The sequence below is a fragment of the Snodgrassella sp. genome (genome assembly GCF_024103505.1).
Lineage (GTDB): Bacteria > Pseudomonadota > Gammaproteobacteria > Burkholderiales > Neisseriaceae > Snodgrassella > Snodgrassella communis.
Genome location: NZ_JAGGIJ010000001.1, coordinates 103,522 through 116,718, shown reverse-complemented (window position 1 = coordinate 116,718; position 13,197 = coordinate 103,522). Strand labels below are relative to the sequence as shown.

The 13,197-nt window shown below is 42.0% G+C and carries 12 protein-coding genes; 7 read left to right on the top strand and 5 right to left on the bottom strand.

Translation table 11 applies throughout. The annotated features are described in order from the left end of the window. Positions 1-170: 170 nt before the first annotated feature. The 5 genes from secF to putP all read right to left on the bottom strand — a co-directional run bounded on the left by secF (position 171) and on the right by putP (position 5,770). Positions 171-1,106 (bottom strand): protein translocase subunit SecF, encoded by a 936-nt coding sequence (secF, locus tag J6578_RS00555; RefSeq protein ID WP_037405567.1) that lies wholly within the window; start codon positions 1,104-1,106, stop codon positions 171-173. Between the two features lie 6 nt (positions 1,107-1,112). After that, positions 1,113-2,966 (bottom strand): protein translocase subunit SecD, encoded by a 1,854-nt coding sequence (secD, locus tag J6578_RS00550; protein ID WP_093090482.1) that lies wholly within the window; start codon positions 2,964-2,966, stop codon positions 1,113-1,115. A 90-nt stretch (positions 2,967-3,056) separates the two neighbouring features. Next, positions 3,057-3,356, bottom strand: a complete 300-nt coding sequence (yajC, locus tag J6578_RS00545) for a preprotein translocase subunit YajC (RefSeq protein ID WP_037405563.1) — start codon at positions 3,354-3,356, stop codon at positions 3,057-3,059. 125 nt (positions 3,357-3,481) lie between these two features. Further along, entirely contained in the window at positions 3,482-4,156 is a 675-nt protein-coding gene (radC, locus tag J6578_RS00540; RefSeq protein ID WP_093090824.1) for a RadC family protein, read from the bottom strand. A gap of 126 nt (positions 4,157-4,282) precedes the next feature. After that, positions 4,283-5,770: a sodium/proline symporter PutP gene (gene putP, locus J6578_RS00535; protein WP_287953624.1), complete on the bottom strand. Its 1,488-nt coding sequence runs from the start codon at positions 5,768-5,770 to the stop codon at positions 4,283-4,285. 904 nt (positions 5,771-6,674) lie between these two features. Between putP and radA the strand changes: the two genes are divergently transcribed. From radA to J6578_RS00500, 7 genes are all read left to right on the top strand, one after another. Next, positions 6,675-8,048, top strand: coding sequence for a DNA repair protein RadA (gene radA, locus J6578_RS00530; protein WP_239364845.1), 1,374 nt, complete (start codon positions 6,675-6,677; stop codon positions 8,046-8,048). 97 nt (positions 8,049-8,145) lie between these two features. Beyond that, the gene (locus tag J6578_RS00525) at positions 8,146-8,448 is read left to right on the top strand and encodes a putative quinol monooxygenase (RefSeq protein ID WP_239364843.1); all 303 of its coding nucleotides are present in this window, start codon (positions 8,146-8,148) and stop codon (positions 8,446-8,448) included. A gap of 148 nt (positions 8,449-8,596) precedes the next feature. Next, positions 8,597-9,247: a fumarylacetoacetate hydrolase family protein gene (locus J6578_RS00520; protein WP_239427778.1), complete on the top strand. Its 651-nt coding sequence runs from the start codon at positions 8,597-8,599 to the stop codon at positions 9,245-9,247. Between the two features lie 182 nt (positions 9,248-9,429). After that, a complete protein-coding gene (locus tag J6578_RS00515) occupies positions 9,430-10,905 on the top strand; it encodes a glycosyltransferase family 39 protein (protein WP_287953622.1) in 1,476 nt (491 codons plus the stop codon). Between the two features lie 93 nt (positions 10,906-10,998). Further along, positions 10,999-11,961, top strand: a complete 963-nt coding sequence (locus J6578_RS00510) for a glycosyltransferase family 2 protein (protein ID WP_287953620.1) — start codon at positions 10,999-11,001, stop codon at positions 11,959-11,961. Further along, entirely contained in the window at positions 11,958-12,371 is a 414-nt protein-coding gene (locus J6578_RS00505) for a GtrA family protein (RefSeq protein ID WP_100151056.1), read from the top strand. The genes J6578_RS00510 and J6578_RS00505 overlap by 4 nt, the downstream gene beginning before the upstream one ends. After that, positions 12,352-13,152 (top strand): ChbG/HpnK family deacetylase, encoded by an 801-nt coding sequence (locus J6578_RS00500; RefSeq protein ID WP_287953618.1) that lies wholly within the window; start codon positions 12,352-12,354, stop codon positions 13,150-13,152. The genes J6578_RS00505 and J6578_RS00500 overlap by 20 nt, the downstream gene beginning before the upstream one ends. Positions 13,153-13,197 lie beyond the last annotated feature (45 nt).

The window sequence follows — 13,197 nt, the reverse complement described above, 5'->3', positions numbered from 1 at the left end:
AGCCTGCTATATTTGTTTACAGCCTATTGATAAATTCAGCTGCTGATTCGGTAATGTTAGGTAGTACAATCAGATTTGCTAATTTAGGCTGACAGTCAAAAAAATATCTCCAGAAAAGTATTCAGTCTGGAGATATTTTTTATTAATAGACGGCACGGTAATAATACAATTTATACTACGGCTTCTTCCTTACGTTTTGGTGGTTTAACCAGATTCTGCCGATTTAAGCCAAACATGAGTAGTAACGGGCTAGCTACCAGCACAGAAGAGTAAATACCAAATACGATACCAATAGTTAAGGCCATAGCAAAACCGTGCAAAGCGGCGCCACCAAAAATCAGCATGGAAATAACCATTGCTTCAGTGGAGCCATGGGTAATAATGGTTCGGCTCATTGTTGCGGTAATAGCGTTGTCAATGATGGCTGGAACACTTTTACCACGCATTTGCGGCTTGCGGAAGTTTTCGCGGATACGGTCAAATACTACTACCGATTCATTCACTGAATAACCAAGTACGGCCAGTATTCCGGCTAGTACTGTAAGAGAAAATTCCCAGTGAAATAGAGCAAAGCAGCCTAGAATAATCACCACGTCGTGCATATTGGCAATAATGGCAGAAACAGCAAAACGCCATTCAAAACGCATAGACAGATAAATGATGATGCCAAGAACTACCATACCCAGAGCTAACAAGCCATGAGTAACCAGCTCTTCGCCAACCTGCGGCCCAATAAATTCAACCTGTCGTAAACTGACACCTTGTTGATGCTGTTTGAGCAAATCCATTACTTGATTGGACAGTTGCGCAGAAGTCATATTGGCTTTATTGGGTAAGCGAATCATAATTTGCTTATTGGTACCCAGTGCCTGCACCTGTACTTCGCCTAGTTTCAGTCCATCTAGCTCACTGCGAATTTTGTTTAAATCGGCACTCTGTTTGAACTCTACCTCCATCACGGTGCCACCGGTGAATTCAACAGAAAAATTTAGACCGCGTGTGACGAGAAAAAATACAGCCAGAATAAAAGTAATTAATGAAATCGCCGTTGTTAGCTTGCCATAGCTCATAAACGGGATATCGCGTTTGATTTTAAAGAATTCCATAATTAATTAAGCCCTACTTTTACTGCTGGAAGTGTTATCAGCAACCCAGACATGGCCAATAGACAGCCTTTTCAATTTACGTTTGCGGCCGTACCACAAGTTAACAATGGCACGTGACACCACTACGGATGAGTACATGGAAGTAAGAATCCCTAGACAGTGCACTACAGCAAAACCACGGATAGGGCCTGAACCAAAAATCAGTAAGGCCAGACCGGCAATCAGTGAAGTGATGTTTGAATCCACAATGGTATGCCAAGCATGATCGTAACCAGCGTTAATTGATATCTGCGGGGTATTACCATGTCGTAACTCCTCGCGAATACGCTCGTTAATCAATACGTTTGAGTCGATGGCCATACCCAGTGTAAGGGCAATAGCAGCAATACCTGGTAGGGTTAGAGTAGCCTGCATAGCAGACAGGATGGCAATTAAAAACAGCAAATTACATGACAGCGCAACTACTGAAAACAGGCCAAACAGCCGATAGTAAAGCATCATGAATACGGCTACTATTACAAAACCCCATAGGGTTGAATGGAAGCCCTTGCTAATGTTTTCCTTACCCAGTGATGGACCAATGGTACGTTCTTCGATAATTTTCATAGGTGCAGCCAGAGAACCCGCACGCAGCAGCAAGGCGGTATCATTGGCTTCGGCAATATTCATATTGCCCGAAATGATAGTTTTGCCGCCCGGAATAGGTTCATTGATTACCGGAGCTGTAATGACTTCTGCTTTGCCCTGATCAATAAGAACCATGGCCATACGTTTGCCAACATTGTTGCGGGTAAGGTCGGCAAAGATGCTGGCACCTGTGCTATCAAAATTCACGCTTACACCCGGTTGGCCTCGGTCATTGAAGCTGGCCTGTGCATCATTGATGTTGTCACCAGTTAGCTCAACCTGTTTGCTGACCAGCGTTGGGGCACCATTGCCAGCTGATGACAGCAGTTCATAACCGTCTGGACTATGTCCCTGCAATGCCTGCTGATACTGATTTGGGTCGTCACTCACCATACGCACTTGCAGGGTGGCAGTACGGCCAATGATATCTTTAGCTTTGGCGGTGTCCTGAACACCGGGGAGCTGTACTACAATTCGATCCGGTCCTGCCTGCTGAATAACAGGTTCTGCTACGCCTAGTTCATTAACGCGGTTATGCAGGGTATTGATATTTTGTGTCACTGCATCGGTACGAATTCTGGCTAGCGCTGTGTTACTCAGGCTCACAATCAGCCGGTCGCCATTTAGGGTGAGTGTAGCGTCGTTAAGATATTTCTTTAATCCTGAAACGGCTGTATTGGCATCGGTAGCGGATTGAAATGGTACGATCAGTGTTTGTCCTTTTTTAACAATATTACCACTGCGAATTTGTAATTTGCGTAGCTGGCGACGAATATCACCGGCATAGCTGTCGAGCGTTTTGTCTACAGCTGATTCCATGTCAACCTGCATGGTGAAATGTACACCACCACGTAAGTCTAAACCCAGAAACATAGGTTTGGCATGGATTTTTTCCATCCATTCAGGAGTATTGGCCAATAGGTTTAATGCCACGATATAACCATCGCCGAATTTGGCTGCAATGGCATCGCGCGCTTTGAGTTGAGTCTCAGTATCGCTGAAGCGTACTTTTAAGCTACCATCGGCGATGAACATGCCCTGATGCTGGATATGTGCCGCAGCAAGTGCCTGTTGTACCGAATTTTCGGTTTGCTCATTAATGGTAATGGCCTGACGGTTGGTAGAGATTTGGACTGCCGGTATCTCGCCAAAGAAGTTGGGAATGGTATATAACAGCCCCAGTATTATTGAAACGATGATAAGCAGGTATTTCCACAAAGGATAACGATTCATATTTGCTGCCTTGCTTGCAGACTGTTGTTTTAGAATTTAGGTGAAGAAAATAAAGGCCGCAACTTTAAAGTTGCGGCAGGAAAACTGATTTTATTCTGGTACTTTGCCACTGATGGCATTGCGTTCAAATTCAACCTCTACTTTTGGTGCAATTTCCAGAGTAAAGTATTGTTCATTAACTTTGGTAATTTTGCCAACAATGCCTGCCAAAGTGATAACTTTGTCGCCTTTTTTCAACTCAGTTAGCATCTGCTGATGTTTTTTATGCTTGCTTTGCTGCGGACGAATGATGAGAAAATAAAAGATAACGAGAATTAATAAAAGTGGTAAAAATTGCATGAGGCTACTCTGTGAACCGGCAGAGTTTGCAGCATAAGCAAAATCAATCATGGGGATACTCCGTATGATTTAGGTAAATAACGCTATTAAACCAGACATTGTAATCGGCAATGGTAATTTTATCCAGTTTTGAACGGCAGTACCGGTGAATAAACTGCCTCTGGCTATTAAGGTTGTTACAACAGGCTTAAGTCTGCCATAGAGGTTATCTTTTCAGCGGTGATGATGAAATGATCGAGCAGCCGTATTTCCAGCAGGTTCAATGCAGCTTTAATCTGTTTGGTAAACTGGATATCACTGTTTGAAGGCATTGCAGATTGTCCCGGATGATTATGAGCTAGAATGATTGAGGCTGCGCGATGATTTAAAGCGGTGGTAGCAACTTCACGGATATATACTTTGGTCTCATTGATGGTACCTCGTGCCAGCTCGATGGTATGCATTAATTCATTGCGCTGATTCAGCAGTAATGCTACGCATACTTCAACTTTTTCATGGCCAATGTGTAGACGTAGGTAATCAGCTACTGCTTCGGGCTGGGTAAAAACAGGGCGACGTTGCATTTCTTCTGCCAGCATGCGCCGGCTGATTTCGCGAATAACGGCAAATTGGGTATAACTGGCCATACCCATACCATGGTGCTGGCACAACTGCTGACAGTCCGCTTCCAGTAAGGCTCGTAAACTGCCCATTTTTGAGATGAGCTCACGGGCAAGGTCTACCGCACTCATGCCACGTGTACCAGTACGCAGTAAAATAGCAAGTAGCTCAGTATCACTTAAGGCCGTAGCACCTAGTTTAAGAAGTTTTTCCCGTGGACGGTCATGTTGCGGCCAGTGCTTAATGCTCATTATTACGTTATTGTCATTTAAAGACATAATCATAATATAACTTGACAATAAAATAAATTGGCTCTGGGTATAAATTTCTCACTTCACTAAACAGCTTCCAACTCAGCGCATTTTTTTAAAATAAATCTACTCTTCTTGGTTATGATAGCGTTTATATGCTTGTTGAAAATGAAATTTCACTGTTTCACTGGGTTTTCTATCGCATAAGCTAAAAATTATAATAGCAATTGAAGCAAACAAAAATCCGGGAATCAGTGCATACAGATCAAACCATTTAAAATAGATCCACACTAATACGGTTATCGCACCAACAATCATACCGGCTAATGCTCCATTACGTGTCATGCGCGACCAAAATACTGAGAAAATGATAATCGGACCAAATGCGGCACCAAAGCCAGCCCACGCGTGGCTCACTAAATCTAAAACGCTATTATTTGGATTAATCGCTAATAAGATTGCAATCATAGATACTAATAAGACCATAATCCGTCCAACCCAGACAAGCTCTCTTTCTTTTGCTTTTGGTCTGAAGAAAGCTCGATAAAAATCTTCTGTTAGGGCACTTGAGCAGACTAATAACTGACAGCTTAATGTGCTCATTACCGCAGCAAGAATTGCTGCCAGAACTATGCCAGCAACCCATTGATTGAATAATAATTTTGATAGCTCTATAAATATGCGTTCATGCTTGCCATTATTAACCAGATAAGCCAGTTCAGGATGATTAGCAAAAAAAGCTATTCCAAAAAAACCAACGGTAATGGCACCGGCTAAGCATAGAATCATCCATGTCATACTGATGCGACGTGCATTTTTCATTACTTCGTGCGAATCAGCAGCCATGAATCTGGCTAAAATATGAGGCTGCCCAAAATAGCCTAAGCCCCAGCCAAGCAACGAGATTATTGCAATCACATCCATATGAGCAAATAGGTCTGTATATTCTGGATTAAGAGACTCAATATAAGCTATGGCGTCAGAAAAACCGCCAGCGTTTATCATCACCATGATTGGCGTTAAAATCAAGGCAAACATCATCAAACTAGCCTGAATGGTATCTGTCCAGCTAACAGCTAAAAAACCGCCAATAAATGTATAAATAATGGTCGCACCGGCTCCTGCTAACATTGCCCAGCCATAACTCATACCAAAAGTACTTTCAAATAATTTAGCCCCAGCAACTACGCCGGATGCACAATAAATAGTAAAAAAGATAAGAATGATTACTGCTGAAATGATGCGCAACAATGAGCTGTTGTCATCAAAGCGGTGAGCAAAATAGTCTGGTAAGGTTAATGAATTATGATTAATTTCAGTAAAAACACGTAGTCTGCCGGCAACCAATAACCAGTTCAGATAAGCTCCAGTTATCAAACCAATAGCAATCCAGCTTTGTGAAATGCCAAACAAAAATACAGCCCCCGGCAGCCCCATCAGCAGCCAGCCACTCATATCAGAAGCACCAGCTGAAAGTGCTGTCACCATGCTGCCAATACGCCGTCCACCTAAAATATAATCACCAAAGTTTTGCGTTGATCGATAGGCAAAAAAACCAATTGCGATCATTCCTAAAATGTACACAGCAAAGGTGACAATCATTGGTAAGGACATATCTTTGACAAACCCCGTTTATAAAATTAAAAAAATAGTAAGCTGGCTTTAGCATAACAGTTTCATGCTAAAACGCATGACAAATTATTAAAATAATAATATTAATAGTTTAGTATTTTAATAAACATTTGTATATGAAGTATATAATATTTTGTATACGCATATTGCTTACACTTGTTGTTTGGCACAGACCACTTGAAAGCAAACAGTGGAAAGTTAAAAGTGCATATTAAATATCCAATGAGCGAAGATGTCTATCAATTATTTACTTAAACTGATTTCTGCCATAGTATTTTCTGCTTAGATAGTAGATAACAGATGTAGAAGTTAACAAAGCTTTTACACCACTCAGTAATAGCCCAATATAGCTGAGTGATTTTAGCGTTAGGATTGATAAGTTAAAAAATATATTACGCGCATCAGCGCCTTGTTATATAGCTGCAATTCTTTTATGCCAGCAATTATATTAAGAATTGCTTAAGGCAAAATCGTTAAAAGAGTAGAAGAACAATAGTGTTAGAAAAAAATAAGATTAGCCGTCAGCCCAGATTAATTTGACAAGGGCGATGCACAATGAAGACATATCAATTTGCTGTTTTAGTTCCGCTATTAAGCAGCATACTGAAAGGACTGTATGATTTAACTTGAAATAAGATTACATAGTTATATAAAAGGATTATATAGGGTTTTACCATCACGCCAGAAGCTCAGGTAAAATAAAAATATCACTCAATGATTTTAGTCATCCCTATTGACGATAAACAGGTTATTAAAATATCCAATTGTTGATTCTGTAATCAGAAGAAATTGCATAATCGCGCCTACAGGCAAGCATCAGAATTAATGTGAGCAATATCATTCTTTGTTTTGCCAAATTTAGAGAAAATTTTATTGGAAAGATTGTATGGTAAAACAAAAAACTCAGTTTCAATGTCGCAATTGTGGCGGTAATTCACCCAAATGGCAGGGTCGTTGTCCGCATTGTGGTGAATGGAATACACTAGAAGAAACAGCAGTTTTACCTGCTGTTGCATCCAATAGCCGTTTTCAGTCATGGGCAGCCGGCCAAACGCAGGTGCAGTTGCTGGCAGAAGTGAGTGCGGTTGAGGTGCAACGCACTGCTACTGGCATGGGAGAACTAGACAGGGTTCTTGGTGGTGGCTTAGTTGAAGGCGCAGTCATTCTCTTGGGTGGGGATCCGGGGATTGGTAAATCCACATTACTGTTGCAAACAATAGCTCAGATGGCAGAGCAGGAATCAGTATTATATGTTTCCGGAGAGGAGTCGGCACAACAAGTAGCTTTACGTGCTCAGCGCTTGGGTGTACATGCAGACAAAGTACATTTACTGGCAGAAATCAGAGTTGAAGCGATCAGTGCTGCTATTGCACGCCAGCAGCCCAGAGTGGTTGTGATTGATTCGATTCAGACCATGTATTCGGATAGTATTACTTCTGCACCCGGATCTGTATCACAAGTGCGGGAGTGTGCAGCCCAGTTAACCCGACTGGCCAAACAGCAAGGCATCAGTATGCTGCTGGTTGGACATGTAACCAAAGACGGAGCGATTGCCGGACCACGTGTGCTGGAGCATATGGTGGATACAGTGTTGTATTTTGAAGGTGAAACACACTCAAATTACCGCATGATTCGGGCAATTAAAAACCGTTTTGGTGCTGCTAATGAGCTGGGTGTTTTTGCGATGACGGAAAAAGGACTAAAAGGGGTATCTAACCCTTCGGCTTTATTTTTATCAAGTTATCGTGACGATGTACCCGGTTCCTGTGTACTGGTCACACAGGAAGGTTCACGCCCGTTGCTGGTGGAAATTCAGGCACTGGTTGATGATGCGCATGGCTTTTCGCCTAAGCGATTAACTGTGGGACTGGCTCAGGAGCGCCTGTCCATGTTGTTGGCTGTGCTGAATCGCCATGCCGGTATTGCGTGTTATGATCAGGATGTATTCCTGAATGCTGTCGGTGGAGTAAAAATTACCGAACCGGCGGCCGATTTGGCTGTCATTCTGGCTATGTTGTCCAGTTATCGTAACCGCCCATTGCCGGAAAAACTGATTGTATTTGGTGAAGTTGGTTTATCAGGTGAAATTCGCCCTGTACCACGCGGACAAGAACGGCTACGCGAAGCAGAAAAGCTGGGATTTACGCATGCCATCGTTCCGGCGGCTAATTGTCCGAAACGTGTAGCTGATTTTCCCGGTTTGACTATTATCGGAGTAAACTCGGTACAAGAAGGTGTGGATGCAACCCGACGCGATTGAATTGATATTTGCCTGAGTCAGATTAAAAAATTAGGCTTAAGCTTGTAGCTATCATTTGCTTAAATATTATTTGATAAAAATTGATGGAGATGAAAATATGTCACAACCAATAAAGCTAGTTGCCATAATGGAACTGAAAACCGGTGCATGGCCGAATATTGCAGCAGCAGTTGAGGAGTGTGTGACACGGTCAAGTCAGGAGTCAGGCAATATTTTTTATACAGTTAACAATGATTTGGATAAAGCTGATCGCATTGTGTTTATAGAATGCTGGGCTAATCAATCTGCAATTGATGAACATAACCGTACCACCCATTTTCAAAATCTGATTAAAACTGTTGAACCATATTTGCGTGAACCTATGCAATTATTAAAATTAAGTGAAGTTACAACCTTTTAAACTGGATCTGTCTGCATTTTACTTAAGAATAACGGATAATGTGACCAGAATCTGTGATTTTAATAATCAGCTTTCGCCAGATTCATTAACTGGATTTTCACGTAACGGTTAACCTATTCTGGCTTAAACTCTATATTGGTAACGAACAATGAAAACCATTCAAATTGAAGGGCAGCGTGCTGCTTTAGGCAATATTTTTTGTATTGGACGAAACTATACAGAACATGTCAAAGAATTGCGCAATACCAAACCTGATGAACCGGTTGTATTCTTGAAACCAACTTCTTCTCTGGCTCAGGCTGGCGACAATATTAAACTACCTGCATATAGCCGTGATGTACATCATGAATGTGAGCTTGTCATTTATATTAAAGAAGATGCTGTTGATGTAAGTGAGGAAAAAGCACTGAACTATGTAGGAGGCTATGCCATCGGACTTGATTTAACAGCGCGCGATGTGCAGACAGAGTTAAAGAGCAAAGGGCTGCCATGGGAAAAAGCCAAGGGATTTCCTACAGCAGCTTGTGTTTCGAACTTTATTACGCCAGATAAAGTAAACGATATACAGTCGCAGGATTTTTGCCTTAAGGTTAATGGTGAAATACGCCAGCAGGGTAATAGCCGCGATATGATGTTTTCCTGCCAGCAAATAATCAGTTATTTGTCCCGTATTTATGGTTTGCAGGCTGGAGACATCATTTATACGGGTACACCAGCAGGTGTTGCGGCAATTGAGTCTGGTGATGTATTGGAATTAATCTGGTCGGAAAAACTTGCAGTTAAATTTCTCGTGGCATGAATTCATTCAGCCTGATAGTTAATACACAAGCGCAATTGTAATTAATTGCGCTTGTGTATTTTTACAACAAACTGATTGTTACACTATCCACTCAGTTTACTGCCAACGCTATATAGTGAAATTCCCCCAGAATCTTTACAGTACCTTTATAATGATGTGTTTTAAAAACTGATATCCGTACCATGCCCAGTAAACCGTTCTCAGTCCGGCTACCAATATGGTTAATCCTGTATTTTGTTTTATGGATTGTATTACCATTTGCGCTTTCTGCCAGCTATCCGCTAGATGTACCAGAAGGTATTTACTGGGGACGTGAATGGCAATTGGGATATTACAAGCATCCACCACTTTCAAGTTGGATACTGTATTCTTTCTATTATATTTTCGGTCACATCGGACCGTACATTCTTAGCCAGTGCACTATTGCGCTAAGTATATGGCTGGCTTATCTATTTGGACGACGCCTGATGAGCCCGGGCAGGGCATTTGTAGGTGCTCTGTTTTTATTGGCCATCTTTTACTACACCTGGCCATCACTGGAATTCAATCATAATATAGCACAAATGCCTGTATGGCTTGGCTTGGTATATCTATTTTATCTGGCTAGCCGAGAAAATCGCTGGCGATATTGGTTGCTGTTTGGTTTGCTGGCTGGCGCTGGTATGCTAGTAAAATATACGGTTGGCATATTAATTATTACCATGGTGTTGTATTCAATATGCACACCATATCGCCGTCTATGGTTGACAGCAAAACCGTGGTTGACAGTTCTGATAGCCTTACTGGTATTTGCGCCGAATCTATACTGGCTGATGCAGCATAACTGGCTACCATTAATTTATGCTTCTGCCCGTTCCGCCGAAGACGCCAGCCGCAACGGCCATTTGGCTGCTTTGGGTTATCTGGGAACACAGATAATCAATCATCTGCCCCTTATACTAATTCTGCTTATTACCCGTACCCGCCTGAGATTGCGCACACCCAGCCCGATATTGCATCGGTCTGACTGGCGTTTTCTGCTATGGATGGGAATGGCTCCTACATTGATACTCACTTGTGCAGGATTGATTTTCGGACTTGGCTTGAGAGACATGTGGGGTATGCCCATGTGGGGGCTATCTGGGCTGATAATCGTCGCCCTGATACCTGATGAAGTATTTAACAATAAAAGCAAGTGCTTACTGAAAGGCATAGCAATATGGGCGTTAATCGTCACCATATTAATGGCTATCTATGTAGAATTTGGTGCTCGTATACGCCACAAACCTTCACGCATGGACTGGCCACAAGTTGCGTTGGCCAGACAGGCTGATGAACAATGGCAAACGCTATCTTCATGTAAACTGGACAGCGTAACTGGTTCAGACTGGGTGGTTTTACTGGTTGCTTCCTATTCAAAATTTGCCCCATCCGTAATGGTGTCGGGTTCTGAGGCCTATTCACCGTGGATGAACAGTAGTCGTTTGCAACAGCATGGTACACTTGCTCTCTGGCCAGCTAACGAACAGCCGCAAGTACCATGGCTACAGCCCTTAGCGCAACAACCTAACTTAATTATGAAACAAGGGGAATGGACAATTGCATGGGATAAATTACCTGATCGTGAACCTCTGAAAGTAGTCTGGCAGGCTTATGTACCCAGAAACTGTTTCAAATAACATTGTGCTTGTTTCTTGTAAAACTGAAATCGGGCTTTATCTATACTGCGCTGAAATGGTCTCAATCAGCCAGCAGCCTGTGAGGTAAATTATATGGATAAAAATATCATTGGTTTAAGCATTATTCTACCAATATATAACGACGCGGCCGCACTAAGCCGTTTTTTGCCAGAATTATTTACTTTTACCAATCAACAAGACAAATCTTGTGAAATAATTCTGATTGATGATGGCAGTACTGATCATTTAACTGCTACATACGAACAACTCAGGCAACAGCTACCAACCAACACAGCCTTACGACTAGTACAGTTTTCACGCAACTTTGGTAAGGAAGCTGCCTTGACTGCCGGGCTGGCACAATCGCAGGGCGAACTGGTTACCATGATGGATGCTGATGGGCAACACCCAATATCTGTACTTGAACAGATGCTTGCAGTGATGCATTCCAATAATGTAGACGTAGTAGCCGCCGTACAAACCTCGCGTGAACACGAAAGCTTATTAATCCGCACATTAAAAAATGGTTTTTATCATTTTATGCAGGATACCCACCGCTTTGAACTGACACCCAACGCCGGAGATTTTCGCCTGATGACGCGTAGAGTAGTACAGGCTCTGCTTCAGTTACCTGAGCGACAGCGTTTCATGAAAGGATTATATGCTTGGGTTGGCTTCGCCACCATCTATATTCCATTTCAGGCATCCTTGCGCCAAACCGGTAAAAGTAAATTTAATTATCTTAGCCTGTTTGAATTAGCTCTGGTTGGCATCACTTCTTTTTCTCAGCGACCCTTACGCTGGATTTCCCGGATGGGGCTAATCATTTCTTTGCTGGCATTCATTTATGGTCTGTATATAGTGGCCGATACCTTATTTTTTGGCAAAGACCTTGCTGGCTGGCCAACGCTAGCTGCTGGAATTATGTTTTCTGCCGGAATTCAGTTGGTTTGCCTTGGCGTAATTGGTGAGTACATTGGCCGTATATATGAAGAAGTAAAACAGCGGCCACTTTATTTAATTGATAAAGTCTTAGATAGTCGCGATAAAAAATGAAAATTATTTCCAGACAGGGAATATTGTTTGGTTTGGTAGGAACTATTGCAGCCGCTATGCATTTTTGCTGCCTGTTGCTACTGGTACAGCATGTTCAGCTAAAACCTGTTTTAGCCAATCCATTAGCTTTTTTGTGTGCTTTTGTTATCAGCTTTATCGGACATTATCATCTTACCTTTAGTCAGACCCAGCATTCATGCTTCCAGGCTTTGTGGCGCTGGCTGTGCAGCGCCCTGGCCGGTTTCGCCCTCAATCAGATTTTATTCATGGCCGGCATAAAATGCTTTGGTAATCAGGCTTACTGGTGGCTATGGTTTATTGTTACCATCATAGTAACGTTTTTATCTTTTGTTTTGGGTAAATTCTGGGCCTTTAATGAGAAAGTAAATCATGAAGCCAGTAATGATTAATGTAGATGACTTAGGTTTGTCGGCAGCGGTAAACGAAGCCGTGCTGCGTTTAGCACAAATAGGGCGTATACAAGCCACTAGTTTTATGAGTATGGGTACCATTGCATCGGATGAAGTGGCTGAGCTGAAAAAACAAAATATTGATATCGGCCTGCATTTTGACTTAACCGGTTTTACAGCTCTGGGCAGCCTGAAACAGATTCTAATTAAATCTTATTTGCATGCTTGGTCAAAAAGAATTATACAGGATGCGATTAATCGCCAACTTGATGCCTTTGAAGACAAAATAGGTTGCGAACCTATTTTTATAGATGGTCATCAGCATATTCATCAATTTCCACAAATACGTTCTGTCATGCTAAAAACTTTATTGCAACGGTATGGCAATAAAATAGCAGTGCGCAGCACCAAAAGCCCGCAGCACGATATCAAAGCAAAATTAATTTATGCACTTGGCGGCTATCAGCTGGACAAATCATTAAAGCAGGCAAACATCACGCATAATCATGCTTTTGCAGGCATTTACAACTTTAATGCGGATATTAAAACCTTGCAGACCAAATGGAAACAATGGTTTACAAGTGCTTCAGAGCATGGTTTGCTCATAATGTGCCATCCGGCAGTTCCGTCAAAAAGTTGGAACGATGAAATTAAAAATGCACGTGAATGCGAATGGCAATGGCTGCAAAGTGAAGCATTTATCCAGTACTGGCAGCAACATCATTGTCAGGCAATGAACTGGCATGACATTCGACAAAAAAATATCTGTCACATACAGTAAATTACTTATAAATTTTACTATTATTAACATAATACTAGATTTTTT

Coding starts and splice junctions, on each gene's coding strand:
- J6578_RS00510 (WP_287953620.1), top strand. CDS start 10,999: ATGGATAAAAATATCATTGGTTTAAGCATTATTCTACCAATATATAAC.
- radC (WP_093090824.1), bottom strand. CDS start 4,156: ATGAGCATTAAGCACTGGCCGCAACATGACCGTCCACGGGAAAAACTT.
- putP (WP_287953624.1), bottom strand. CDS start 5,770: ATGTCCTTACCAATGATTGTCACCTTTGCTGTGTACATTTTAGGAATG.
- J6578_RS00525 (WP_239364843.1), top strand. CDS start 8,146: ATGTCACAACCAATAAAGCTAGTTGCCATAATGGAACTGAAAACCGGT.
- J6578_RS00505 (WP_100151056.1), top strand. CDS start 11,958: ATGAAAATTATTTCCAGACAGGGAATATTGTTTGGTTTGGTAGGAACT.
- J6578_RS00515 (WP_287953622.1), top strand. CDS start 9,430: ATGCCCAGTAAACCGTTCTCAGTCCGGCTACCAATATGGTTAATCCTG.
- secF (WP_037405567.1), bottom strand. CDS start 1,106: ATGGAATTCTTTAAAATCAAACGCGATATCCCGTTTATGAGCTATGGC.
- yajC (WP_037405563.1), bottom strand. CDS start 3,356: ATGATTGATTTTGCTTATGCTGCAAACTCTGCCGGTTCACAGAGTAGC.
- J6578_RS00520 (WP_239427778.1), top strand. CDS start 8,597: ATGAAAACCATTCAAATTGAAGGGCAGCGTGCTGCTTTAGGCAATATT.
- J6578_RS00500 (WP_287953618.1), top strand. CDS start 12,352: ATGAAGCCAGTAATGATTAATGTAGATGACTTAGGTTTGTCGGCAGCG.
- radA (WP_239364845.1), top strand. CDS start 6,675: ATGGTAAAACAAAAAACTCAGTTTCAATGTCGCAATTGTGGCGGTAAT.
- secD (WP_093090482.1), bottom strand. CDS start 2,966: ATGAATCGTTATCCTTTGTGGAAATACCTGCTTATCATCGTTTCAATA.